Origin of the sequence: Bacillus sp. LNXM12-1, assembly GCF_003004375.1 — a bacterium.
In the GTDB taxonomy this organism is placed as follows: Bacteria; Bacillota; Bacilli; order Bacillales; family Bacillaceae; genus Bacillus.
In genome coordinates this window covers 335,327-358,635 of sequence record NZ_PVWX01000001.1, presented here as the reverse complement: position 1 = coordinate 358,635, position 23,309 = coordinate 335,327, and the positions used below count along the sequence as shown (strand labels likewise).

Below are 23,309 nucleotides of genomic sequence, written 5' to 3'. Positions count from 1 at the left end.
TATCATAACACGAAAAAAAATCGCTTAGTAGACTAGACTTTTTGTTTTATTTTTTGTAGGCGTCGCACTGTAAATCTTCTGACACTTCTGTAATTTCCACTTCAACACCTAATTCTTTTAGCACCGCTTCAAGCGCAGAGACGATTGAAGCTTCTCTGACTAATTCTTTCCCATTTACAGAAACGCTTGTTCCATATTCGAAACAGGAGTCGTCTTCACAAGTTTGTTCCCAGTGATTAATTTTAATTTTGTGTGTCATGAACTCATCCTTTTCTGTCTAGATGTCTGATGCATGATTATAGTGTAGCGACTTCACATTCATTTGTAAATTTACGTGCTTACTCTTCAACAGAATCATCATCATATTCCTCGTCCCATTCATCTATGTACTTCGTTTTAACGAGGGTCAGTTCTCCCTCTTTTTCATCAAACCGGTACACATGTACTTCATCATCTTTCACAACAGCAAAGTGATTATTTTTTAGTGCAACAGCTGATTGTAAAAGGCCTTCTATATGTCCATTATCATCTTGATTAGCATAGTTATGCGAGCTTTCCTGTCTCGATTCAATGTTTGAAATGGTGCACGATCCAAATAAGACAACAATCCCAATCAATAGAAGGATCACTCTAATCCTTCTTAATTCAAGCTCTGCATTTTCCATATCGCTTCCCTCACCTTTCTTCATATCCAATAAGGGATTATACGTAAAATAGACAGAAAAGTTTCACGGCATGCAAAATAGCCCCTCTGCACTGACAAAAAACGTAGCGGGTTCCGGCCGGTTTATTCGCAGATGCATGGGGCTATTAGGTCGAACATATCCTATTCTAATTCTAGATTTACATTCTTTTGAGGTGCAAATGTAGAAATGGCGTGTTTATAAATAAGCTGCTGCTTCCCTTCTGTTTCAAGCAGCACCGTGAAATTGTCAAACCCTTTCACTTGACCGCGAAGCTGAAAGCCATTCAGTAAGAATACTGTGACAAAGGTATTGTCTTTACGGATTTGATTCAAAAATTGGTCCTGAATATTAATCGGTTTCATGTTTCGTCCTCCTTGATTCTGATAACTACAGTTTCGCTTTAAGTTCAAGCTTTCCTGCTATATATGCGAAAATTTCCTCTTTTTTGTCTGAAAAGTGGCAAGGCGGTGTCATGTCGAACCAAGTGACATCCATTTTATTACGAAACCACGTGAACTGACGCTTCGCATATCTGCGGGAATTTTGTTTTAATTGCCGGGTGGCTTCATCAAGTGAGCAGTCACCTTTAAAATACGCATACAGCTCTTTATAACCAATCGCTTGAACCGATTGACAATCCTTCAAGCCAGATTGATAAAGTGCGCTCACTTCCTCAATTAAGCCTTCATCTATCATCATATCAATTCTTTGGTGAATGCGCTCGTACAAAAGCTCTCGATCCATTTTCAGCCCAATGAAGGCTGTATCATAAAGAGGAACTTCTTGATGACCGTTTTGCATCTCCGACATTTTCTGACCTGTTGTATGGATCACTTCCAGCGCCCGGATCACGCGGCGGACATTATTCGGATGAATGGCTTTTGCAGCATCAGGGTCTACTGCCTTTAGCTTTTCGTGCAGCTGAAGGGGGCCATGCTGCTGTTCAAACAGCGCCATTTCTTCTCTAAAAGCAGGATCACTTTTCTCGTCGGTAAATGTATAATCATATAAAACAGATTGGATATACAAACCTGTTCCGCCGACAATCATGGGTGTTTTCCCTCTAGCGGCAATCTCTTTGATTTTCAAACGGACCAGCTGCTGAAATTCAGCTGTAGAAAAGGATTCTTCCGGCTCTTTAATATCAATTAAGTGATGCGGGACACCATCCATTTCTTCAGGGGTGATTTTAGCTGTTCCAATGTCCATTCCTTTATAAATCTGCATAGAATCACCGCTGATAATTTCTCCATTAAATGCTTTGGCTATATGAATGCTCAGTTTTGTTTTGCCGACAGCCGTCGGTCCTACTAATACAATCACTGGTTGTTTCGTTTTTTTCATAACATCACTCTCTTTTACAAACTGCCTACAGTATAGCATAACTTCTCATTCTCTCCTATATACGGCCTATCACCAGCCGAGTGGTTCATTTCCGACCACTTCGTATGTTTTTCCTTTTAAACGGTGCGTATGCGTTGGCCGCTCTTCGTCCGGACTATAGACGACTCCTCCATACGGAATAGGGACAGAATCGTTATAGGCAGAAAACGTGACTTCCTCAATCTCGTGATAGTGCGTACCATCCACTCTCGGTATCGCAGGCCCTGTGATGCCGTAGTATCTGTGGAAATGCCCCCTCTCAAAAGAGGTGATCCCGCGATAAAAATGTGTATGCTGATCTGTATTGCTTCCATTGACAGGCTGAGAAATGCCTTCTATTAAATGATAATGCTCCTCTGTTACATCCGTTCGTGCTTTATAGGCATGAGCATGCGGCGGGCATTTTGCCCAATCAGATGGATACAGGCCCATTTTTAACATTCCTCCTTATATTAGGCATTCACCCAAACACATATAGGCCATTCGAATACACTGATGTCAGTTACAGTGATTTTATGTGAGAGGAGCCTTTTTTTATGAATTATTTTGACGCACAGCCATTTATGCAAGAAGACTTGAGAAGACCTTTTGGTTTTGGACGCCCGGGCTTTGGGTTTGGGAGACCTGGATTCGGTTATGGTAGACCTGGATTCTTCGGACCTCCATTTTTAGGTGGTTTTGCTGGAGGTCTGCTTGCTGGGTCTCTGCTTGCGCCAGGATATGGATATGGATATGGGTACCCTTATCCGCCGCCTTATCCGCCATATGGACCATACCCTTATTATTAAATATGACGTTTTAGTGAAAATATCTGTTCATCAAATGAATCGATTGACACACTCGTTTTTGATGGGTTAACATTTACTTTACCGACCGTTCAGTAAAGTAGGTGTTTTTTTTATGTCTAAAACCAAAAAAGAGCAAATCTTTGATGCAGCTGCCCGCACGATTTTAGAAGAAGGATTAAGCCAGCTTACCCTTCAGCAAGTGGCAGAGCATGCACATATGACCAAAGCCGGCCTGCTTTATCATTTTGCAAGCAAGGAAGAGCTCATCCAAAAAATGAATGAGCACGCGATTCTTTGCTTTCGTCAGCAGCTCGAAACGTATCAAGAAACTTACAAACACGAAAAAGCGCCTTATGTACGTGCATATTTATTGGCCACATTACATGATGTTGATCATCAAAATACGACCCAGCTATGTACAAGTATGATGGCTACCATGTCATTTGATGAAGCGTTATTGAACCCTTGGCGTGATTTTTATGCGGAGTTCAAAGCGAAAGCAGCTGAGGAAATAAACGACCCTGCATTGAGTCAGCTAATTCGACTCGCATGTGATGGGATATGGTTTTCAGAAATGTTTCAGCTTGAACCGCTGAATCGAGAAGAAAAAACCCTTTTACTTCATCGGATTTTACACCTATTAGAGGAGGGATGATCATGATCCTCGGATATCTTTTTCTGGCTGTGGCCATTTTTTCAGAAGCCATTGGCGCCGTGATGTTAAAACTCTCAAATGGCTTTACGCGCTTTAAGCCTAGCGCAGTCGTTGTTGCTGGCTATACACTTGCATTTTATATGCTGTCATTGACACTTAACATCATTCCGCTTAGCATGTCTTACGCAACATGGTCTGGGGTTGGTACAGTCCTCACGGCTATTTTTGGCGTGCTTTTTTTCAAAGAAACCTTGAACCAAAGAGCAGTCATTGGGATAGCGATGCTTGTCTCAGGGGTTGTACTTTTAAATATGTCATAAAGGATGTGGGAGATCATGAAAGGAATGCTCTATTTAACAGGAGCCATTTTGACGGAGGTTTTTGGCAGTACGATGCTGAAGCTTTCACAAGGTTTTTCGCAACTGCTGCCGAGTATTGGGGTCCTGATCGGATTTGGCTGCGCCTTTACCTTCCTCAGTTTGGCACTTAAAACCATTGACCTTTCGTCTGCTTATGCGACATGGTCTGGCGTTGGAACAGCACTCACTGCTCTTATCGGACTCGTGCTGTTTAACGAAACCATTCACATAAAAGGCTTCATAGGCCTTGCACTTGTGATATGCGGCGTGATTGTCTTGAACCTGTCCAAAAAACAAAAGGAAGAAAACAAAGAACAAATCGATCAAACCGAATGGACGTCATAAAAAAAGTCATTTTCTCCATTTAATAAGAGAAAATGACTTTTTTGTTTTTACCCGCCAACTTGAATGGTTTCTTCTAAGGAAATGGCCACATTTCCTTGAACAGCTCTTGAGATCATACATGAGCTTTCGGCTTTATGCGCGAGCTTGCGGGCCAGCTCAATATCTTGCGGGGAAGCGGATTGTTTGAGGATGATGACAGGCCGGTGAATGATTTTTTCATATGTAAACACACCATTGGTCACATCTACGACAGCCTCAGAACTCATCGTTAGATCCTCTTTCTCTAATTGGCTCCGCTCCATCATAGCGGCAAGTGTAATAATATAACACGTAGCCGCTGCACCTAAAAGCATCTCATCTGGATTTGTTCCAATGCCGGGACCGTCCATTTCTTTTGGAATTGAAATCTTCGTTTTTAACTGTTCACATGAGATTGTACCCACATCGTTACGCAGACCAGGCCAGCTCGCCTGAAGATGAAAATGATGACGCGCCATATTCGTCTCTCCTTTTATTATCACTTTTTATAGTGTAACAAGAATTCACGCTGCTTGTCTTAACATGTGCACCATCTTTATGTATATTCCTCATCCAGCACTGTCCGAATCGCCCTGACATACCGGTAGAACGTCTCGTTTTTTGTACTCGACCGCCGCCGAAAGTCAAAACTGTCAAATAAAGCTTCACGCTGACTTCTACTAATCTCTAGCTGTACACTTTGCCCTGTTTTTGTAAGATTATTAATATTATGATTGCTTGTTCCGCTCAGGGTTGCGTGTGCGACAGCCAGTTCAGCAGAAAATCCGTTCCGCTCTAATGAGTTCACAATTTTTTCTGCACGGTCGTAATCTGTTCCGCCAACGAGAGTATGGTCAATTCCTTCCTCACCTTTGTATCCATGAACTGCTAAGATATAATCGTGTGCTTTTGCCTGCGCGACGCCGACTGGCTCATCAAAGTTTGTGCTTGTAATATGAAGTTCTGACGCATTCTCTCTTAAGCCTTCAAACAAATACGTAGAGAAATCATTATCGAAAAAATGGACGATCTCGCTCACGCCGCCTTCAATCCTCCCGCCATGGGGTGACATCACTAGAAGACGGCTTCCAGGCACTGGGTTGGCTGTAATCTGATAGCTGCTTGTTGATTCGTTTTCTTCCAGTTCTTTAAAATTGCGATAAATATCATTTGAACCGCTTTCGTCTTCCCCACCTGATGACACTGGCTCATCATGTTCCTGTGCTTGCATTGTATAATAAACGCCCCATCCGATCGCAAGCAGGAGAAGCAAAGCAAAAAACTTCTTCATTCCCGTTCTCCTTTAACAGATTTCTAAGCCGTTTCTATGATTTATACTGAATCATCATTTCTTTTCATTTTTTCCACTTTTTCTCTTCAAATTTGATCATAACACTCTAGATCATGAGATTCCTCAAAAATAAGATAATTGCATTTATATACACAGAAACGCCTCTCCTCTTTGAAAACAGAGTTAGAATAGTATGACAGACAAATGAAGTTATGTTTAAAATGGCCTAGTTCTATCCAGTCTGTTTTCTTTAATTCGGCTTGTATTTATATGGATTTGATTTTTTTCCTCTGTGACAAGCCACATTTGTATGAGCATTGACCCTGTTTATCCCCCCTTTTTTTCTGCAAAATCGATTGTTTCACCGGTTCTCTTTGAAGAACTCTCCCACCTATCATCGGCAGATTCTACATGTTTTTCACCTTTTTCTATTATTTTACAAAATGTAAGCGCTTTTCTTTTTAAAGAGAAATCAGTCAGCCGCCAATATGAAGAAAAGGAGGGGCATGAATCCGAACCAAGCAGCTCTCATTCTCATAACGTAATAGTGTACAAGAATGGATAGCTAGAATGGAGGGCATTACATGTTTGGATTTTCTATGGTGCAAATGGTCAGAACACATGCTAGTAAACTGGATCAGCCTTTAAGAGAAACCGTCCTTCACCTTTATAAACCTTTTAAATGGACGCCATGCTTTCTTCATCGTTTCTTTGAAGGAAGATTAAAGAAGAGAAAGAAGCTTCGTGTGATCATTGAATTTAAGGAAGGTGCGGTCGAAGCAGGTATTCAAAGCGCAAAACAGTTCATGAAAAAAAGTAGAAAAACAAAAATTAAACGGCACTTTTCACATATCGACTGCTGCGCTGCTGACCTAACACCGGATGCTTTAGAGGAGCTGTTAGCGAATGGTGAGCATATTCGTAAAATTTATTTAGACCGGAAAGTTCATGCACTTCTGGATATGGCCACACAAGCAAGTCATGCTGATGAAGTCATCCGAAACGGTACAACCTTAACAGGGGAAGGTATTACGGTCGCTGTCATTGACACAGGGATTTATCCGCATGAAGATCTAGAAGGAAGAATTCGCGATTTTGTGGATTTAGTCAAGCAAAAAACAAAGCCTTATGATGATAACGGGCATGGCACTCACTGCGCTGGAGATGTAGCTGGAGACGGAGCTGCCTCAGATGGCTTGTACAAAGGACCTGCTCCAAAAGCTCATTTAATTGGCGTGAAAGTGTTAAATAAACAAGGGGCTGGATCACTTTCTACTATTATAGAAGGGGTTGAATGGTGCATCCAGTTCAATGAAGATCACCCTGATGATCCGATTCATATTATGAGTATGTCACTAGGCGGAGATGCCCAGCGTTATGATGACGAACAAGACGATCCGATGGTGCGCGCTGTCAATGCTGCTTGGGATCAAGGCATTGTTGTATGCGTCGCTGCCGGAAACTCTGGTCCTAACAGTCAAACGATTGCGAGCCCTGCCGTCAGTCAAAAAGTTATTACGGTTGGCGCTTTTGATGACCGGAATACACCAGAATCAAACGATGATATCGTGGCACCATTTTCGAGCAGAGGCCCTACTGTTTATGGTGAAACAAAGCCTGATATCCTTGCACCAGGAGTGAACATCGTCTCTCTCAGATCACCAAGGTCCTTTCTAGATAAACTCGATAAATCAAGCAGAGTCGAGGACGATTACACGGCGTTATCTGGCACATCTATGGCAACACCGATTTGTGCTGGTATTTGCGCTCTTCTATTAGAGCATTCACCAGATTTAACGCCCGATGATGTCAAAACCCTGTTAAAAGAAAATACAAGCAAGTGGTCTGGAGATGACCCGATGATTTACGGAGCAGGTGCCATTGACGCAGAAAAAGCCATCAAAGAATAAATTAAAAAAGCCCTTTACGTTGATTCGTAAAGGGTGTTGTTTGTCTGTTATTACGTGTGAAGTCTTTCATCTACTTGAGCAGCTGACATGTTATGCTTCGTTCTCATACATCTCATCTCCTTTTTGAATGTGCGTACGCGCTTCGATCACAATCTCAAAAAAAGTGGAAGATTCCTTGTACATGTCGCGTTCCTTATAATAATTAGCCGCATCAAGCGCTAATTCCTCTAAATCAGCAAACATTTTTTTGCTTCGCAGACCAAAAAGGGCCGACCTTAATTGCTCACAGCTGTCTTTTTCTATATAAAGCGCCTGCAAAAATTGGAATTTCAACTGATAAATTTCATCTTCCAATAAACAAGCCTCTTTCATTCCTTTACGTATAGCCTCGCCAGCCCGCTGGATATCTCCGAGTTTAAAACAAGTAAGGGCAAGTGAGAATAATGATTTGATCATCGTGGATGCTTGATCTTTTTGATAAAGGGAAATGGCTTGTTCAAAAAAGACAGTCGCTGTATGATACGTTCCCATACTATAATGACAAGCACCTAAGTTATTAAGAGCCATCGCTTTAAAATAAGATGTGCATTCTTGCCGTTCCATCGCTTCACAGACCTTTAACGCTTTTTCTAAATAAGGAAGCGCTTTTTGGTGCTGACTCACATCAATCCAATTACCTGCCATGACAAAATCACATTGAATGCTTCTTTTTCCATAAAGCTGATGTTTCTTATAAATGTCTCTCGCCTTTTTAGCATAATGCATGGAGAAATAAGTTTGTTTCATATGATAGTATACTTCAGCGATTTTATAGTAAAATTCCGCTTTTTCAATCTCATCTGTCACTAAGATCAGTTGATGTTCCGCATGCTTGTAATAGGAAATAGCCTCGATATACCGGCGCTGGATAAACGCATACATTCCATGGAAAAAATGAAAGTAATAGCCGAGCAAGCCTGTCATCTCATCTTCTCCATCTTCCATTTCTTTCGGAAAAGACACGGCTTGAAGCGTTTCACTCCCTGCATGGACTGGCGTTAAATGCTGAAGCATCATTTGATGGCGAAAATCCATTAGAGAATAATATAGAAGTAAATCTTGATCCTCTTCCATCTCATGAATTTCTTCTTCAACAAGGAGCTTCATATCGTTTGCTTGTTCGACTTCAAATTTGCAAATATGCGTGTACCATTGATTGATCTTTACACCTACTTCGGAAGATGGTATTTTGTGTGCCATCCACTTCAGCCCCATTCTATCATATCAAACTGATAACTATTATTTTACATAATTTATGTTTTTAAGGCAAATTGTAAGTTATTACATAATTTATGTTCATTTCGCATATTTCTATCTTTTTTACCAAGTTTAAATAGAGTACTTTTGCCCATCAAAACGGTTTTTCTACGAAGATGGGTCAAATTCTCTTAATACTTCTTTTAAAGCACTGATATAACGTCTGAATGCTTTTTTCTTTCCTTTTCTCGTATCAAAATTGTCGAAAAAGGCTTCTCTCTGCGCCGTACTAATTTCTAGCTGAACACTTTCACCACTCGCATTTCGATTATTAATATTTTTGGGATCTGTTCCTGAAAGCCGTTCGCCTTCTTGCACCATTTCTGCAGAAAATCCTCGATCCTTTAATTCTCGTACAACTGCTCTTTGCATTTTTTCGTTTGTCCCGCCAACTAGCGTGTGTCTTTTATCACTTTTATAGCCGTGGATAGAAATGGAGAAGGGGTACGTTTTAATCATTTGAACCAATATCGGTTCATCAAACTTGGTGCTTGTAATATGCAAATCACGATTATTGTCTTGTTTTGTTCCTTCAAACAAATACGTAGAGTACTTTTCTTGAAATGCTTCTACAATTTCACTTGTTCCTGGTTCAATTTCCCCTCCATGAGGAGAAAAGACGAGTAAATCACTTCCACCCTTTTCGTGAAATTCTATTTCATAGCCTTCTCTTTCATGTCGGATAAGCTGTTTAAAGCTTTCATATTGATCCCCTTTTTTTCGCTCTTTTTGATACTTTTCTACCTCTTCTTGATATTGTTTTTGCTCTTTTTTTTCTTGAACAGAATGGCTGCATTTCACCATTAAAAGAGCACACAGGATCAGAAAGATGAATCCACATATCAGTAGCCTTTTCATTTCACCGCTCCTTTTCATTCTCTTAGGTGTCATCTTATCGCATTATTTTACTATCAATGGCTAACAGAATTCAAAGGTTGTCCGGCTCATTTGAACGAATCAGGAGAACTTACCTGTTTTTTATGCTGCCCTAGGTATTTCTGACTTCTTTGAATCATTCGTTGCTTGAATAAAAACTGCATCGTATGACCTTATTTTAGCTTTAGTTAAAATCACCTACAAAAATGGACATATTCTTCTGATTTCAAACAAAAAAAGCCGTAAACAAAAGGTATGCCCTTCTGTTTACAGCCAATTACTGTATATCCATCATTAAACTCTTAGTTCATTCTCTAAAGCTGAAAGGACTTCATCTTGCGACAGTCCTTGTGCAAGAGAAATCTCACTCACTAACATGCCTCGTGCATCTTCAAGCATCTTCTTTTCACTTGAATTTAATGCTTTCTTCTGATTGCGTCTCATCAGATCTTTGACAACGTCTGCACCATCTTCGATCGCACCTGTTTTTAGCTTTTTCAGATTTTCATCATATCTTTGCTTCCAAGTAAGCGTGTCGTCGTTTGTTTCTTCTGCAAAATTGTTCATCACAACTTTCAGCGTTGCTTGATCTGCTACCGGACGTATACCTAGTTGATTGATTCTGCCTCTTGGGATCATCATCTGCATATTCGGCATTTGAATCAGAAAATATTCCTCCGTCTTACCTAAAATCTCTTTTTCTTCCATTCCTTCAATCACACCGGCACCATGCATAGGATAAACAATTTTATCACCTATTTGAAACAAATCCGCCACCTCCGAAAGTATTCACATTATGATTATAACACATTTCATCGGTGGATAAAAATTTATATTCTATCATGTTATTTTAGCACTAGTCAATTCTTTTTATTTGAGTTTTTCAGAAAAAGCCTTTTTTTACAAAAAAAGCGCCATTATCCAGTCCCCTTGTCTTATTCTTGCATATACTAGCATTGAGTCACATTTAGGAGGGATGACAATGTGCAAATGCAAGTGCAAACATTCCCACTCAAACTGTTATAAAAAGCATGACGATCATTGCCATGAGGATCCATGTAAAGAAAAAAAGTTTCATCATAAAAAAGATAAATGGTTTGAGAGCGATTTCTGGGATACTTCTAGAAGCTACGATCCCTATTACTGTCCTAAAAGTGTCTGCAGCAGCTGTAAGAAGCGTCGTAGAAGAAGACATGGCTTCTCATATTAGCAATTGACGCTTTCACCTGCTTTTCGTTTTCCCGGCTGAAAAGCCGGTTTTTTTCATATGGATAGGCTCATGAAACGGATCATGCTCATAGGATATGGCAACCTGACATAAAGGATGAGATATCAAATGAACAATATGAATAGCCCAATGAATCATCATCACCAAGAAAACCCCTATCATACATTTGAGAATGTGTATACAGCCAATCATGAGCATGTGGTCGCGCCAAACATGGAGGATCCTATGAATATGCCAAAGCATGATCATACCGGTAAAAAAGATATGTACAGCGGACACTATCCACATCATCATTCAACCTATTCGCCGTTTCCAAATCAGCATGATGCCTTTTCACATGTTTCAATGAAAGATCACCATCATCTTGGCCACTATGGTGGATACGGAATGATGCCATATCATCCATACGGATATCAAGATATGCATATGATGATGCCAAATCAGCAAATGACAGGCCATGGTTATGGAATGAACCAACCAAATGCGTTTTTCCCCCGTTATTACTAAACAAAGTGAAAAAATAAGGGTACAATATACCATTTAATACCATATAGGAATATGGTAACCTTATAGGTAAATAATGGGTGTAATCATCTATTATTTGCCTATATTCAACAAGGGGGAAGGAAAAAATGAAAAAAACATGGACAATGATCATGATCGGAATGCTTACACTGGTCATGGCACTATCGGTACCGATTGCCGCATCCGCAGAAGGAGTCAAAACGGAGGAAGGCAAAGCATCAACGAATGCAAGACCAGCTGAACTTTATGCAAAAATTACAGGTACAAGTAAGCAGGAATGGTCTTTTTCTGACATTGAGCTGACATACCGCCCAAATTCTATTTTAAGTATCGGTGCCATTGAGTTCACATTGCCTGCAGGCTTTCAAGCGACAACAAAAGACATCTTCAATGGAAAAGCATTAAAAGACAGCTACATTTTGAACAGTGGAAAAACTGTCCGCATTCCAGCTAGAATCGATTTATTAGGAATCTCACAATATAAATTACAACTTTCTCATAAAGTACTTCCTGCTGCAGGTACATATACGTTCCGCGCAGAAAACCGTGCGCTTAGCATTGGTTCTAAATTTTATGCAGAGGACACCCTTGATATTCAAACACGACCAGTTGTGGTCACACCGCCAAATCCTTGTGGATGCTAAATAAAAAAGCGCTCTAATAAGAGCGCTTCAGCGTGTAGACAAACCCTCGCATTCTTTGTCAGGTCTGTGCTCCGTTACTCACGAATGTTCAATTCGCTCCGTTCCGGTGCTCGCCCTTCCTAGACTGCAAAGGTTTTCTATCACGCTGAAAAGAAGACAAAGGGCCAAAATCAAGATGATTTTAGCCCTTTGTCTTTTTTTCATTTGATCACATGACCCGTTTAAACATTTTTTCCATTTCATATGTCGAGTGATGAATGATGATCGGCCGGCCGTGCGGACAAGTGAAGGGGTCCTTTGTCTGCCGGAGTTCATCTAATAGGGCTTTGATTTCATCATTTCGCAAATGGCGATTTGCTTTGATAGAACCTTTACAGCTCATCATGATCGCCGCTTCTTCTCTCAATTTTTTGATATCAACACGCTTCTCATTTAGCACTTGCTCTATAATCTCTTCGATCAGTTCAGCCTCTTCCCCTTTTGGAAACCACTGCGGATGCGACCGAACAATGTAGCTTCCTGAACCGAAAGGCTCTAAGAAGACGCCCACTTTCGTTAGTATCTCTTTATGCTCTTCAATAATCAGCATATCGTTTTTCGAGTAGTGGAATGTTAATGGGACGAGCATTTCTTGCACTTCCTGCTTGATCTCTCCTACCTTCTCACGATAATACTCATACTTGATTCGCTCCTGGGCCGCATGCTGATCGATAATATAAAGCCCTCGTTCATTTTGAGCCAAAATATATGTGCCGTGCATTTGCCCGATGGGATACATGACTGGAACACGTTCGTTTTCTGAAATGGTTTCTGCAACATCTTCTCTCAGTACCGACTCTTCATATTCTAGTGAAGCGGCGGATTCCTCTAACTGAACACGCTCAGATGGAGCATCTTCATAAAATACGGGTGATGACGCCTCAGTCTTTTCCTGCTCAGGCGTCCCATATGTACCCGTCTGACTTGTCTCGTATACAACCGATTCGAGAGGCTCCGGCTGATAGGATAGCGGCGTTTCCGACACGCTTGTGTTTATTTTTTTCGCATCAAAGGTTAAGGATTGCTGCTCATTTTTGATAGCTGGCATTGGTGCTTTCTTTGGCAGCGAAGCACTTGGAATGAGTTGCTGCTTTTGAAATACTTCCTTAATTCCTTGTTTGATTAGCTCATGAAGTTCCTGCTCTTTACTTAGTCTCACTTCAAGCTTCGAAGGGTGAACGTTCACATCCACTAAAATGGGGTCCATCTTCATCTCAATAAATGTAATCGGATGGCGGCCAATCGGCAGCAGGGTATGATACCCTTCATGGACCGCTTTCACGAGCGGAAAATGCTTAACATATCTGCCGTTTACAACAGAAGACATATAATTCCGTGATGCCCTTGTCACTTCTGGCAAGGAGATATATCCTTTCACTTCAAAATCAAGTGATTGCACGTGAAGCGGCACCATTTTTTTCGCAACAGCTGTCCCGTAAATGGCCGCAAGCACATGCCGCACATCCCCGTTTCCATTCGTCTGAAGCAGGACTTTCCCTTGATGTCGCAAGCGAATCGATACTTCTGGGTGAGCCAGCGCAATTCGATTGACGACATCCGATATATTGCCAAGCTCCGTATGAACGGTTTTCATGTATTTTAAACGGGCAGGCGTATTGTAAAATAAGTTGGTAACGACAATCTCGGTACCGCGGCGGCCAGAGGTTTTTTTCTCTGAAATGATCTTTCCGCCTTGCAGTACCAGGTGCGTTCCAGCTCCTTCACCAGTACTTGTTTTCATTTCTAGATGAGAGACAGATGCGATACTTGGCAGCGCCTCTCCCCTGAACCCGAGCGTTCTGACACGGAACAGATCATTTTCATCTTTGATTTTACTCGTTGCATGGCGCTGAAAGGCGAGCTTACAATCTTCAGCATCGATTCCAACACCATTATCAATCATTCTAATAGAGGAAAGACCTGCTTCTTCTACATCGATTTCAATCACTGTACTGCTTGCATCGATTGCATTTTCCATAAGCTCCTTTACGACAGAAGCCGGACGCTCGACTACTTCACCTGCAGCAATTTTATTGGATAGGTCATCGGATAACTGAATAATCTTTGCCATTTTGCTCACCTCACCTTATATTATAATTTCTTTTGCAATTCATATAGCTTTGTCATCGCTTCGAGCGGGGTCATATCCATTAGGTTGAATGACTTTAATTCCTCGATCACCGCTTGATCTTTCTGTTTTAGAACTGGTTTAGTTTGCGGTTTTTCTTCTACTTCAAAGAAAGAAAGCTGCTGTTTTCCCTCGGTCTTTTCTGTTTTTGGGGCTGCAGATACGTGCGGGGTCACTTCATGTGATCCGCTCTCAAGCTCCGTCAAAATGGTCTGGGCCCTATCGATGATGGCATCAGGCAATTCAGCAAGCTGCGCTACATGAATACCATAGCTTTTATCAGCTGCCCCCTCTTTGATTTGATGTAAGAAAACGACCGTGCCTTCATGCTCTTCAGCACGTACATGGACATTTTTCAGCTCGCTTAATTGAGACTCAAGGACTGTAAGCTCATGGTAATGTGTAGAAAATAGCGTTTTGGCACCAATATGATCGTGAACAAATTCAATGATTGCCTGCGCAAGAGCCATTCCATCATAAGTGCTTGTCCCGCGTCCAATTTCATCAAATAAGATCAAGCTGTTTTTCGTTGCATGCACCATCGCATTTTTTGCTTCAAGCATCTCTACCATAAAAGTACTCTGACCAGAAATCAAATCATCTGCCGCACCAATGCGTGTAAAGATTTGATCAAAGATCGGAAGGGTCGCCTTTGATGCCGGCACAAAGCAGCCAATTTGCGCAAGAATTGAGATAAGCGCCATTTGTCTCATATACGTACTTTTCCCTGACATATTCGGCCCAGTAATGAGTAAGGTTTGCCGGCCATTTCCCATATGGCAGTCATTTGGCACATACTCCTGATGATCCATCACTTTTTCAACGACTGGGTGACGGCCATCTATGACATCCACCTCATCCTCTGAGAATTCCGGACGGATATAACGGCGCTTTTCACTGACAGTCGCAAAACATTGGAGGGCATCCAGCTCACTCATTTGTTTTGCGAGCAGCTGTAATCTCGGAATATAGACTTTCACTTGTTCCCTGAGAGCTGCGAATAGTTCATATTCCAGTTCGCTTATATTTGATTCTGCCTCAAGAATCAGCGCTTCTTTTTCTTTCAATTCAGGTGTAATATACCTCTCTGCATTGGCAAGCGTTTGTTTTCTTTCATAACGCCCTTCCTCCAGAAGATGCGTATTCGCGCGTGTCACTTCGATATAATAACCGAACACTTTATTAAACCCGACTTTTAAGGAGCGAATGCCTGTGTATTCTCTTTCTTGCTGTTCAAGCCGTGCAATCCAGTCCTTCCCATTTCGGCTGGCATCACGGTATTCATCTAATTTTGCATTGTAGCCGTCTTTAATCAAATTGCCTTCTTTTAACGTCATCGGCGGGTTCTCATATAGCGCATCTTCTAATAAATCAAGTAAGTCACCACAAGGATCAATATCATTCGCTCTTGATTTCGCCATTTCCTCTGGCAGTGAGTGCACAAGCTCTTTAATGGCTGGCACTTGCTTTAAGGATTCTTTTAACTGAATGAGATCACGGGCATTTACGTTGCCAAATGCGACGCGGCCCGCTAGACGCTCAAGATCATATACTTGCTTTAATCGTTCACGCAGATCCTCTCGTTCAAAGAAATGATCCATGAGAATTTGCACCATTTCCTGACGTTCCATAATTTGCGTAGGACGAATTAACGGCCGGTCGATCCATTGTTTGAGCAGCCTTCCGCCCATCGCTGTTTTTGTTTCATCTAGCAGCCATAATAAAGAGCCCTTCTTGCTTTTTGAGCGGATCGTCTCTGTTAATTCAAGATTTCGTTTTGAGTAAAGATCAATTTTCATTGTTTGTTCGAGCTCAAACACTTGCACTTGCTGAAGGTGATCGAGACTTCTTTTTTGCGTTCTTCTTAAATAAGCATATAATGTCAAAAAGGCCGATCTTAGTTGCTCGCTCAGGCGGGACACGAGCCGCTCAGCTTCATCGATCAATTCATCACTATCTTCGTATGAAATGGTCGCTTGGCACCGTTCCTTTAAGGTCTTGACTGTTTCCTCATCCAGCTGCTTTGACACCACAATTTCTTTTGCACCGACAGAATAAATTTCAGACACGACTTCATCTAATCGATCGATGAAAGCCGCCATATTTTCACCTGTAGATAAATCAGAAAGTGCAAGTCCGTATCCATTTTCAAATCTTGTAACAGATGCAATGAAGTTGTTTTCGTTTTCACTTAAGCCTTTACCATCCATCACCGTACCTGGTGTAATGAGTTGAACGACTTCTCTTTTGACGACACCTTTTGCCGTTTTAGGATCTTCCACCTGCTCACAAATCGCGACCTTGTAGCCTTTTGAAATCAATTGTTCTATGTATGCAGAAGCAGAATGATAAGGAACACCGCACATTGGTATTGTCCCGCCATCTCTGCTTGTTAACGTAATTTCCAATTCTTGTGCCGCTTCTTTTGCGTCATCAAAAAACATTTCATAAAAATCGCCTAAGCGAAAAAATAAAAAGGCATCTTGATACTCTGCCTTGATTTTTAAATATTGCTGTATCATGGGCGTATAACTTGCCATATTTCTAATCCCTCACTATACTACATTCGAATTCATACCATCTTTCATTATAGCATAAAAAATCCCCTTTTTTCTCCTAGATAGGACACAAAAAAACTAGGGGGATATGCGCCCTAGTCATCAATTACTCTTCTGGATCACCCGTTAGGAATTCTGGATGAATATCCTCTAACTCCTCATCCACCTCTTCTTCCCACTCGTGATCATCTTTTTCTTTCCAGCTTGAATTGACCTCTACAACAATTTTTGTTTCTCCTACCACTTCAGCAATGAATTCCCGCTCTGCCTGAACGATAATTTTATTGCCGTTTGGAGAAATGGTCACTTCTAAGCAATTCGGCTGCTGCAGCACTTTTGCAATCACTTCATGCTCATCATCAAGGAAATTTTTATCTTTATATCTCAGTTTGATGATGTCTACATATTTCACCCGTTCTGTGACGACTTCTGTTTTTGTGTTATCAGCGTAAGAATACCATACGTTAATATCAAAGGTTCCTTCAATCTCAACAGTTTTACCGACCTTTTCAGCATCATACTTATGATTAATGATCCAACCACCTAGGATGCTGGTTGGTTTTTGCGATGGAGAAATGGTGTGTGTGCTTTGGGTGAATTTCCTCCCTTTTGCAACCACCGCTTTTGTAATAATCTCTCTGTATTCAGACATTCCGGCATGCCTCCTTGTTCTTGATCGTTTTATCTTATGCTGGGCATTCGTCTAGTGTGTCACGATTTTGAACTTCATGTTCAATTAAATTCATTTCTGTTTCAGTGTATGCATGGTCGCCCATAAACTTGCCTTGAAAATTGGAAAAGTTGGAGAGTGAGAGATTTTGGGGTGACGAAGCAAGAGGTAGAACAGGAAGGGTGAATTTCTTCTGTTCTTTCAAAAAATGATGATAGCAAAGCAAAAAACCCCGCATCTGCGGGGTTTTCTCATTTAATGGAGCAACTTGGTGATGAGTTTTTCACTTTTGAACCGGTTTCTCCTAATAAGAGGTCACCGCCGGTTGAAAGAATGATTTCATCTGTTACTTGATTAGAAATCGTATGCGCTACGAGCTGAAGCAGGGAATTGACTTCCACTTGTGATTCTTTGAATTCTTGAATCACCGGGATTTCATCCAGTTCTTCTTGCAGGGCATCGATTTTTTCTTCCACTTGCTTTAAGGCTTCATGTTTGCCGTAATGCTTTAAATTCACAGCTTGTTTTTGAAGCGCCTTAATTTGATTAATAATCGTTGAAATTTTTGTATTTTCATTGATTTGCGCTTCTGCTTTCTTGAAGAAATCAACTTCTTCTGTTTCAGAAATCATTTTAGCGAGCTCTCTTGCACGCTCGACAATCTCTTTTTTTGAATAAAGCGTCATTTTAATTCACCTCGATAGCTTCTCCAACCATTTCTCCGTCAAGAGACCAAGTTTTGGCTTGTGTGATTTTCACTTTGACGATGTTGCCAATCGCTTCTTTTGGTGCTTTAAAATTCACAAGCTTGCTTTTACTTGTATATCCGGCTAGGATTTCAGGGTTGTTTTTACTTTCACCCTCTACTAATACTTCGACAGTCTGCCCTTCATATTCCTTCATTTTTTTCGCGGAAATTTCATTCACGAGGGCATTCAGGCGCTGCAGACGTTCTTTTTTCACATGCATTGGCACGTTGTCTTGCATTTTCGCTGCTGGTGTTCCTTCTCTTGGAGAGTAAATGAACGTATAAGCGGCATCAAACTCAACCTCGCGATAGAGGGAAAGTGTTTCCTCAAACTGCTCATCTGTCTCATTTGGGAACCCAACAATAATGTCCGTTGTTAATGAAGCATTTGGCATGGCTTCTTTGATTTTGCGCACAAGATCAAGATAACGCTCACGGTCATATTTTCTCGCCATGAGTTTCAATACAGAAGAACTGCCTGATTGAACTGGCAAATGAATATGATCGAGAAGGTTCCCACCCTTAGCAAGCACTTCAATTAAGTGATCGTCAAAGTCACGCGGGTGGCTTGTTGTAAAACGGATACGCGGAATATCGATTTTACGCAGCTCATCCATCAGGTGTCCAAGACCATATTCCATGTCTTCAAAATCTTTTCCATATGCATTCACGTTTTGACCAAGAAGGGTAATTTCCTTATATCCTTCTGCCGCTAAACGTCTGACCTCTTGAATAATTTCATCCGGGCGGCGGCTTCTTTCCTTACCGCGCGTGTAAGGGACGATACAGTATGTACAGAATTTATCACAGCCGTACATAATATTCACCCAGCCCTTAATTTTTCCTTGGCGGGCTCTCGGAAGGTTTTCAATGACATCGCCTTCTTTTGACCAAACCTCGATGACCATTTCTTTTGAAAGATAGCATTCAGATAACAACTCTGGCAGGCGGTGAATGTTGTGTGTACCGAAAATCAAATCAACAAATGGATGTTTCTTCAAAATACGGTTGACGACAGATTCCTCTTGCGACATACATCCGCAGACACCTAAAATTAAATCTGGCTTTTCACGCTTTAATGCTTTTAAATGACCAAGCTCTCCGAACACTTTGTTTTCCGCATTTTCACGAATCGCACAAGTGTTTAATAAGATGACATTTGCATCTTCCGTTGAGTTTGTTGGCTCATAACCAAGCGCCATAAAGATACCAGCCATCACTTCTGTGTCATGCTCATTCATTTGACAGCCATATGTGCGAATATAAAACTTGCGGCCGTTCCCTAAACCTTGAAACCGCTCGTCAATTTGAAATTGATTGTATTCGACTTCTTCTTTACCCCGTTTTTTTGCTTCTTTTAAGGAAGGCGGAATGTACACAGCTTCAAAATACTGGCTGTAGTCCTTCTCGGATTTTTTGTCCGATGAACTTACTTGTCCGCTCGCTTTTCTCTGCTCTTCATTCATGAATTTGTACTCCTTTCAAACCAAGCTCCACCCTACAGTATAGACTATTTTGTGATGAATTGAAAATAAATTCATATGTGCCATCACTTTTCAATCCACACGAATTCTGCATGAATATTGAGTAGGTTTCAGATGTAGATCGTCTTTGCCTAAAGGGTTTTGTATTTCTTTGACAATTTTCATCTGCTGTGTACCGACACTCTCAACTAAAGTAATCACATATGCTTCTTTTTCCTCTTCTGCTACCATTCTTTCTTGTTCAGATAAGAAAAATGGAAAGTCTTGATGAGTAAGTTTAGATCCTTTTACTTCTATTAGTTTCTCTTTTCCATCGGGGTAATAAGATTTGATATCAAATCCATGACCATCTTCCGTTTCAGCCACCCAATTGACAGCTTCCGCTAATTGTTCCTGACCCGCTGCTTTTAATTGCTCTACTTCCATATGATAAACAAATTTCTCAGCTATTCTACCTGTCTCTTCGTTTTGCTTTGCTCTTTCTTCTCTTAATTGTTTATAAACATCTCTATGAATGATTCTTTTTCTTTTAAATTTGTTCTGATGTTCCACTTTTGGAGTAAGGTCCTGATCCAAATATACTTCGTAAACAAAATCATAAAAAAACTCGTTTAAAGAATTGATATCTTCTATTAATTGGTGATGGTCAAAATGATCAATATTATACTTTTTAAAGACCAATGAGCTTGCTACATATTTTTTAGGTCTTAATGATTTACCCAAATGAAAATCACCTATATGAAAGCCCTCTAATCTTTTATGGTGCTTTAATTCTGGCTGTAGCCTTTCCCTCCAAACGGCTGCCTCTTCTTTAATTTCAGACAAAGATAAATTTTCAGTTCCAGTTTCAATTGTTAAATAAAAATCTTCCCCGTTCTCAGCAAATAAAATAACAATAAATATTCCTTTTTGTGTCGTTGTTTTTTGGGAATTAGGATTTGTGGTTAATCTCCTGTCTAAAAGTGCAATCCAAAAACATTCTGCAACTTTTCCATTTCCTGTAGATGCTTTAATATCGATCCTATCCAAATTCCTCATATGACGTTTTTCTAATTCACATTGAATTTTGTTTGGTATTTCTTTATTAAACATTTTGTGAAAAGGGTGATTCTTATCTGTTCTTGCATTGTTCTTATAATCTAAAAATTGCTTATAAAACTCATCTTTATTAAATAACATTTCTCTCATCACTTACCTCAATAGATCTTTTTACATACATTATACATAACAAACGGTAGATTTGATGAAATATGGAAAGAATAGTGCAAAAAAAAGAGAGCCTGCGCTCTCTCAATCAAGTATATTCAGTTTTTTTGCTTCTTCTTTGATCACCGTCAGTGCACGGTCTAGTTCTTCTTTTGTGTGCTCTGCTGTGATGATGGCTCTAATTCTCGCTTTTCCTTTTGCCACAGTTGGGAAGGCGATGCCTTGAGCAAACACGCCTCGCTCTATTAAAGCCTTTGAAAAGCGGAAAGTAAGGGCTTCGTCTCCAATCATAATTGGAATAATCGGTGTTTCTGTGGGTGCAACCTGAAATCCAAGACTGACGACTTTTTCTTTAAAATAGGCGGCGTTCTCCCAGAGCGTGCCAATTCGCTCCGGTTCATCTAACAGCACTTCAATCGCTTCTTCACACGCTCTAGTCACTGCTGGCGGATGTGAGGTGCTGAATAAAAACGGTCTTGCTTTATGTTTTAAATAATCAATTAAAACTGCTGAACCCGCTACATAGCCGCCGAGCACTCCGACAGCCTTGCTAAGTGTCCCAACCTGAATATGCACTCTGCCGTCGAGTTTGAAATGGTTGACTGTCCCGCGGCCATTTTCACCAAGCACGCCCGAGGCATGCGCATCGTCTACCATCACAAATGCATCATATGCTTCTGCGAGCCTGACAATCTCAGGAAGTGGCGCAATATCTCCATCCATCGAGAACACACCATCTGTGACGATGAGACGCATGCGGTAATTCATAGATTTCTTTAAAATTTTCTCAAGCTGTTCCATATTGGAATGACCGTATACCTTTTTATCTGCTTTTGTTAATCGGATGCCGTCAATGATTGAGGCATGATTCAGTTCATCTGAAATCACAATATCATCTTTTGTCAGGATACTTGATAAGACCCCTTGGTTGGTCGTAAAGCCTGATTGGAACACAAGGGCTGCCTCTGTCTTTTTAAATGCAGCGAGCTTTTTTTCAAGACGTTCGTGCATCGTCATTGTGCCGGCGATGGTTCGTACAGACCCTGTACCAGCACCAAATTCATCAATTGCCTCTTTTGCCGCTTTCATCAGCCTTGGATGTGAGGTGAGGCCTAAGTAGTTATTTGAGGAGAGCTGTATGACAGATTGTTCATTTAATGTCACAGTGGATGATTGTTTTGAGTCGATCTCTTTCAATGTTTGGTGGGTGCCTTGCTGCTTCATTGTTTCTAATTCATCTTGTAAATACGTGAATTCTTTCATCATTTCTTCCCCCTTTGATTTGATGGCAGCATCAGTACGACCTTTCCGCACGTACCATTTCTCATGAGTTCAAATCCCTTTTCGAACTGTTCAAATGGCAGCGTATGGGTGACAACTGGCTGGACATCGATGGTATTCGTTCTTAATAACTCAGATACTTGACGCCACGTCTCAAACATTTTTCTCCCCGTGATTCCTTGGACGGTTAATCCCCTAAAAACAATTTGATTCGTAATATCAATTGTCACTGGCCGTTCTGGCAAGCTTAGTATATTGACTTTCCCTCCATTTGCACAAGCTTCGAGAGCTTGATTAATGGCAACTGGATGTCCTGACATCTCGCATATCACATCTGCTCCTTCCATCCGTGTGAACTGCTTAATCACCTCAACAGGATCATCTTTTCCAATATCCACGATATGGTCTGCCCCCATTTTTCGGGCAAGATCCAGCCTGTATTCGTTTTGATCGACGGCAAACACTTGAACAGCACCGGAAGCTTTCGCGACGGCGATCGCCATTAAACCGATTGGTCCGCAGCCAAAAATCGCCACCGACTTACCTGAAACGGGTGTGTGCAGCACTGTATGAACAGCATTTCCAAGCGGCTCTTGGATAGACGCAAGCTCTACTGGCATTTGAGCTGGATTGTGCCACACATTTTGTTCAGGTACTTTGACATATTCAGCAAAGCAGCCGTCAATGTCTACCCCTAAAATTTTCGTTTCACTGCATAAATGCTGCTGACCGGTTAAACACATATAGCACTGATTACATACAACATGTGTCTCTGCCGATACAAAATCCCCTACTTTTGCACGCGAGACTTGCTTTCCCGCCTTGACAACTTCCCCTGTAAATTCATGTCCAAAAATGTAGGGCGCTTTAACTCTTCCCTTTGCCCAGTCATCCCAGTTATAAATATGCACGTCTGTTCCGCATATCGAAGTGGCTTTCACCTGAATCAATACTTCATGATCATTGATTTCTGGAATCGGCATTTCCATCAGTACCGCTCCGTAAGCGCTTTCTTTTTTAACAATTGCTTTCATCGTTCCACACATGACGTACAACCCCTTTGTTAAAAAAACTTCTCCCAATGAGATTTTAACACGTCTTATTTTAGTCGTAAATACCACTGTCTACTGTAAAAAGACAAATGAACACTCCACATATTTTTTTGGATATTTTTCTAAAAAAAAAGCAAAT

Annotated in this window: 25 protein-coding genes; 7 read left to right on the top strand and 18 right to left on the bottom strand. The window is 41.0% G+C overall.

Annotated elements, in window-relative coordinates; all coding sequences use genetic code 11:
* Positions 1 to 46: 46 nt before the first annotated feature.
* The 5 genes from C6Y07_RS01800 to C6Y07_RS01780 all read right to left on the bottom strand — a co-directional run bounded on the left by C6Y07_RS01800 (position 47) and on the right by C6Y07_RS01780 (position 2,501).
* The gene (locus C6Y07_RS01800) at positions 47 to 259 is read right to left on the bottom strand and encodes a hypothetical protein (RefSeq protein ID WP_003212415.1); all 213 of its coding nucleotides are present in this window, start codon (positions 257 to 259) and stop codon (positions 47 to 49) included.
* Between the two features lie 79 nt (positions 260 to 338).
* Complete coding sequence (locus C6Y07_RS01795; RefSeq protein WP_060596359.1) at positions 339 to 665, bottom strand: YmzC family protein; 327 nt, start codon at positions 663 to 665, stop codon at positions 339 to 341.
* A 161-nt stretch (positions 666 to 826) separates the two neighbouring features.
* Positions 827 to 1,048, bottom strand: a complete 222-nt coding sequence (gene hfq, locus C6Y07_RS01790; RefSeq protein ID WP_003211269.1) for an RNA chaperone Hfq — start codon at positions 1,046 to 1,048, stop codon at positions 827 to 829.
* A 25-nt stretch (positions 1,049 to 1,073) separates the two neighbouring features.
* The gene (miaA, locus tag C6Y07_RS01785; protein WP_060596357.1) at positions 1,074 to 2,030 is read right to left on the bottom strand and encodes a tRNA (adenosine(37)-N6)-dimethylallyltransferase MiaA; all 957 of its coding nucleotides are present in this window, start codon (positions 2,028 to 2,030) and stop codon (positions 1,074 to 1,076) included.
* A gap of 69 nt (positions 2,031 to 2,099) precedes the next feature.
* Positions 2,100 to 2,501, bottom strand: a complete 402-nt coding sequence (locus tag C6Y07_RS01780; protein ID WP_060596355.1) for a YmaF family protein — start codon at positions 2,499 to 2,501, stop codon at positions 2,100 to 2,102.
* 104 nt (positions 2,502 to 2,605) lie between these two features.
* On the opposite strand from C6Y07_RS01780, the gene C6Y07_RS01775 reads away from it, so the two are divergent.
* The 4 genes from C6Y07_RS01775 to erbB all read left to right on the top strand — a co-directional run bounded on the left by C6Y07_RS01775 (position 2,606) and on the right by erbB (position 4,216).
* Positions 2,606 to 2,857 (top strand): hypothetical protein, encoded by a 252-nt coding sequence (locus C6Y07_RS01775; protein WP_060596353.1) that lies wholly within the window; start codon positions 2,606 to 2,608, stop codon positions 2,855 to 2,857.
* A gap of 112 nt (positions 2,858 to 2,969) precedes the next feature.
* Positions 2,970 to 3,512, top strand: coding sequence for a TetR/AcrR family transcriptional regulator (locus C6Y07_RS01770; protein ID WP_060596352.1), 543 nt, complete (start codon positions 2,970 to 2,972; stop codon positions 3,510 to 3,512).
* A 2-nt stretch (positions 3,513 to 3,514) separates the two neighbouring features.
* Complete coding sequence (gene erbA / locus C6Y07_RS01765; protein ID WP_060596350.1) at positions 3,515 to 3,832, top strand: SMR family multidrug efflux transporter EbrA; 318 nt, start codon at positions 3,515 to 3,517, stop codon at positions 3,830 to 3,832.
* Positions 3,833 to 3,847: 15 nt separating this feature from the next.
* Complete coding sequence (gene erbB / locus C6Y07_RS01760; RefSeq protein WP_034662159.1) at positions 3,848 to 4,216, top strand: SMR family multidrug efflux transporter EbrB; 369 nt, start codon at positions 3,848 to 3,850, stop codon at positions 4,214 to 4,216.
* A gap of 47 nt (positions 4,217 to 4,263) precedes the next feature.
* Here the strand turns inward: erbB and C6Y07_RS01755 are convergent, their stop codons facing one another.
* Positions 4,264 to 4,713, bottom strand: coding sequence for an OsmC family protein (locus tag C6Y07_RS01755; protein ID WP_034662163.1), 450 nt, complete (start codon positions 4,711 to 4,713; stop codon positions 4,264 to 4,266).
* Positions 4,714 to 4,790: 77 nt separating this feature from the next.
* On the bottom strand, positions 4,791 to 5,525 hold the full coding sequence (locus C6Y07_RS01750) for a poly-gamma-glutamate hydrolase family protein (RefSeq protein WP_034662166.1): 735 nt from the start codon (positions 5,523 to 5,525) through the stop codon (positions 4,791 to 4,793).
* Positions 5,526 to 6,109: 584 nt separating this feature from the next.
* Between C6Y07_RS01750 and aprX the strand changes: the two genes are divergently transcribed.
* Positions 6,110 to 7,435, top strand: coding sequence for a serine protease AprX (gene aprX, locus C6Y07_RS01745; RefSeq protein WP_060596349.1), 1,326 nt, complete (start codon positions 6,110 to 6,112; stop codon positions 7,433 to 7,435).
* A gap of 90 nt (positions 7,436 to 7,525) precedes the next feature.
* On the opposite strand, the gene C6Y07_RS01740 is transcribed toward aprX, so the two are convergent.
* From C6Y07_RS01740 to C6Y07_RS01730, 3 genes are all read right to left on the bottom strand, one after another.
* The gene (locus C6Y07_RS01740) at positions 7,526 to 8,674 is read right to left on the bottom strand and encodes a Rap family tetratricopeptide repeat protein (RefSeq protein WP_106156167.1); all 1,149 of its coding nucleotides are present in this window, start codon (positions 8,672 to 8,674) and stop codon (positions 7,526 to 7,528) included.
* Positions 8,675 to 8,839: 165 nt separating this feature from the next.
* A complete protein-coding gene (locus C6Y07_RS01735; RefSeq protein ID WP_034662173.1) occupies positions 8,840 to 9,589 on the bottom strand; it encodes a poly-gamma-glutamate hydrolase family protein in 750 nt (249 codons plus the stop codon).
* 312 nt (positions 9,590 to 9,901) lie between these two features.
* On the bottom strand, positions 9,902 to 10,375 hold the full coding sequence (locus C6Y07_RS01730) for a CarD family transcriptional regulator (protein WP_034662177.1): 474 nt from the start codon (positions 10,373 to 10,375) through the stop codon (positions 9,902 to 9,904).
* A gap of 568 nt (positions 10,376 to 10,943) precedes the next feature.
* Here C6Y07_RS01730 and C6Y07_RS01720 point away from each other — a divergent pair.
* Together C6Y07_RS01720 and bslA are read left to right on the top strand one after the other, a co-directional pair.
* Positions 10,944 to 11,342: a hypothetical protein gene (locus C6Y07_RS01720; protein ID WP_060596342.1), complete on the top strand. Its 399-nt coding sequence runs from the start codon at positions 10,944 to 10,946 to the stop codon at positions 11,340 to 11,342.
* Positions 11,343 to 11,467: 125 nt separating this feature from the next.
* Positions 11,468 to 12,004, top strand: coding sequence for a biofilm surface layer hydrophobin BslA (gene bslA / locus C6Y07_RS01715; protein ID WP_060596340.1), 537 nt, complete (start codon positions 11,468 to 11,470; stop codon positions 12,002 to 12,004).
* 208 nt (positions 12,005 to 12,212) lie between these two features.
* Here the strand turns inward: bslA and mutL are convergent, their stop codons facing one another.
* The 8 genes from mutL to tdh form a co-directional block, all read right to left on the bottom strand.
* Entirely contained in the window at positions 12,213 to 14,114 is a 1,902-nt protein-coding gene (mutL, locus tag C6Y07_RS01705) for a DNA mismatch repair endonuclease MutL (RefSeq protein WP_106156165.1), read from the bottom strand.
* Between the two features lie 20 nt (positions 14,115 to 14,134).
* On the bottom strand, positions 14,135 to 16,711 hold the full coding sequence (gene mutS, locus C6Y07_RS01700) for a DNA mismatch repair protein MutS (protein WP_106156164.1): 2,577 nt from the start codon (positions 16,709 to 16,711) through the stop codon (positions 14,135 to 14,137).
* A 124-nt stretch (positions 16,712 to 16,835) separates the two neighbouring features.
* On the bottom strand, positions 16,836 to 17,381 hold the full coding sequence (gene cotE / locus C6Y07_RS01695; protein ID WP_106156162.1) for an outer spore coat protein CotE: 546 nt from the start codon (positions 17,379 to 17,381) through the stop codon (positions 16,836 to 16,838).
* A 269-nt stretch (positions 17,382 to 17,650) separates the two neighbouring features.
* A complete protein-coding gene (gene ricA, locus C6Y07_RS01690; protein ID WP_003211238.1) occupies positions 17,651 to 18,085 on the bottom strand; it encodes a regulatory iron-sulfur-containing complex subunit RicA in 435 nt (144 codons plus the stop codon).
* A 1-nt stretch (position 18,086) separates the two neighbouring features.
* Complete coding sequence (gene miaB / locus C6Y07_RS01685) at positions 18,087 to 19,613, bottom strand: tRNA (N6-isopentenyl adenosine(37)-C2)-methylthiotransferase MiaB (protein ID WP_060596336.1); 1,527 nt, start codon at positions 19,611 to 19,613, stop codon at positions 18,087 to 18,089.
* Positions 19,614 to 19,703: 90 nt separating this feature from the next.
* Positions 19,704 to 20,819: an MrcB family domain-containing protein gene (locus tag C6Y07_RS01680; RefSeq protein WP_106071506.1), complete on the bottom strand. Its 1,116-nt coding sequence runs from the start codon at positions 20,817 to 20,819 to the stop codon at positions 19,704 to 19,706.
* A gap of 102 nt (positions 20,820 to 20,921) precedes the next feature.
* Positions 20,922 to 22,103 carry a glycine C-acetyltransferase gene (locus tag C6Y07_RS01675; RefSeq protein WP_106036803.1) on the bottom strand — a complete coding sequence of 394 codons (1,182 nt, stop codon included), beginning with the start codon at positions 22,101 to 22,103 and terminating at the stop codon, positions 20,922 to 20,924.
* On the bottom strand, positions 22,100 to 23,164 hold the full coding sequence (gene tdh / locus C6Y07_RS01670; protein WP_066030885.1) for an L-threonine 3-dehydrogenase: 1,065 nt from the start codon (positions 23,162 to 23,164) through the stop codon (positions 22,100 to 22,102). The genes C6Y07_RS01675 and tdh overlap by 4 nt, the downstream gene beginning before the upstream one ends.
* Positions 23,165 to 23,309 lie beyond the last annotated feature (145 nt).

What these genes read in the sequence shown, in the direction of transcription:
- erbA (WP_060596350.1), top strand. Translation starts at nt 3,515, where the DNA reads ATGATCCTCGGATATCTTTTTCTGGCTGTGGCCATTTTTTCAGAAGCC.
- C6Y07_RS01770 (WP_060596352.1), top strand. Translation starts at nt 2,970, where the DNA reads ATGTCTAAAACCAAAAAAGAGCAAATCTTTGATGCAGCTGCCCGCACG.
- C6Y07_RS01720 (WP_060596342.1), top strand. Translation starts at nt 10,944, where the DNA reads ATGAACAATATGAATAGCCCAATGAATCATCATCACCAAGAAAACCCC.
- tdh (WP_066030885.1), bottom strand. Translation starts at nt 23,164, where the DNA reads ATGTGTGGAACGATGAAAGCAATTGTTAAAAAAGAAAGCGCTTACGGA.
- C6Y07_RS01750 (WP_034662166.1), bottom strand. Translation starts at nt 5,525, where the DNA reads ATGAAGAAGTTTTTTGCTTTGCTTCTCCTGCTTGCGATCGGATGGGGC.
- C6Y07_RS01675 (WP_106036803.1), bottom strand. Translation starts at nt 22,103, where the DNA reads ATGATGAAAGAATTCACGTATTTACAAGATGAATTAGAAACAATGAAG.
- miaB (WP_060596336.1), bottom strand. Translation starts at nt 19,613, where the DNA reads ATGAATGAAGAGCAGAGAAAAGCGAGCGGACAAGTAAGTTCATCGGAC.
- ricA (WP_003211238.1), bottom strand. Translation starts at nt 18,085, where the DNA reads ATGACGCTTTATTCAAAAAAAGAGATTGTCGAGCGTGCAAGAGAGCTC.
- mutS (WP_106156164.1), bottom strand. Translation starts at nt 16,711, where the DNA reads ATGGCAAGTTATACGCCCATGATACAGCAATATTTAAAAATCAAGGCA.
- bslA (WP_060596340.1), top strand. Translation starts at nt 11,468, where the DNA reads ATGAAAAAAACATGGACAATGATCATGATCGGAATGCTTACACTGGTC.
- miaA (WP_060596357.1), bottom strand. Translation starts at nt 2,030, where the DNA reads ATGAAAAAAACGAAACAACCAGTGATTGTATTAGTAGGACCGACGGCT.
- erbB (WP_034662159.1), top strand. Translation starts at nt 3,848, where the DNA reads ATGAAAGGAATGCTCTATTTAACAGGAGCCATTTTGACGGAGGTTTTT.
- hfq (WP_003211269.1), bottom strand. Translation starts at nt 1,048, where the DNA reads ATGAAACCGATTAATATTCAGGACCAATTTTTGAATCAAATCCGTAAA.
- cotE (WP_106156162.1), bottom strand. Translation starts at nt 17,381, where the DNA reads ATGTCTGAATACAGAGAGATTATTACAAAAGCGGTGGTTGCAAAAGGG.
- C6Y07_RS01755 (WP_034662163.1), bottom strand. Translation starts at nt 4,713, where the DNA reads ATGGCGCGTCATCATTTTCATCTTCAGGCGAGCTGGCCTGGTCTGCGT.
- C6Y07_RS01800 (WP_003212415.1), bottom strand. Translation starts at nt 259, where the DNA reads ATGACACACAAAATTAAAATTAATCACTGGGAACAAACTTGTGAAGAC.
- C6Y07_RS01780 (WP_060596355.1), bottom strand. Translation starts at nt 2,501, where the DNA reads ATGGGCCTGTATCCATCTGATTGGGCAAAATGCCCGCCGCATGCTCAT.
- C6Y07_RS01740 (WP_106156167.1), bottom strand. Translation starts at nt 8,674, where the DNA reads ATGGCACACAAAATACCATCTTCCGAAGTAGGTGTAAAGATCAATCAA.
- C6Y07_RS01775 (WP_060596353.1), top strand. Translation starts at nt 2,606, where the DNA reads ATGAATTATTTTGACGCACAGCCATTTATGCAAGAAGACTTGAGAAGA.
- aprX (WP_060596349.1), top strand. Translation starts at nt 6,110, where the DNA reads ATGTTTGGATTTTCTATGGTGCAAATGGTCAGAACACATGCTAGTAAA.
- C6Y07_RS01680 (WP_106071506.1), bottom strand. Translation starts at nt 20,819, where the DNA reads ATGAGAGAAATGTTATTTAATAAAGATGAGTTTTATAAGCAATTTTTA.
- mutL (WP_106156165.1), bottom strand. Translation starts at nt 14,114, where the DNA reads ATGGCAAAGATTATTCAGTTATCCGATGACCTATCCAATAAAATTGCT.
- C6Y07_RS01795 (WP_060596359.1), bottom strand. Translation starts at nt 665, where the DNA reads ATGGAAAATGCAGAGCTTGAATTAAGAAGGATTAGAGTGATCCTTCTA.
- C6Y07_RS01735 (WP_034662173.1), bottom strand. Translation starts at nt 9,589, where the DNA reads ATGAAAAGGCTACTGATATGTGGATTCATCTTTCTGATCCTGTGTGCT.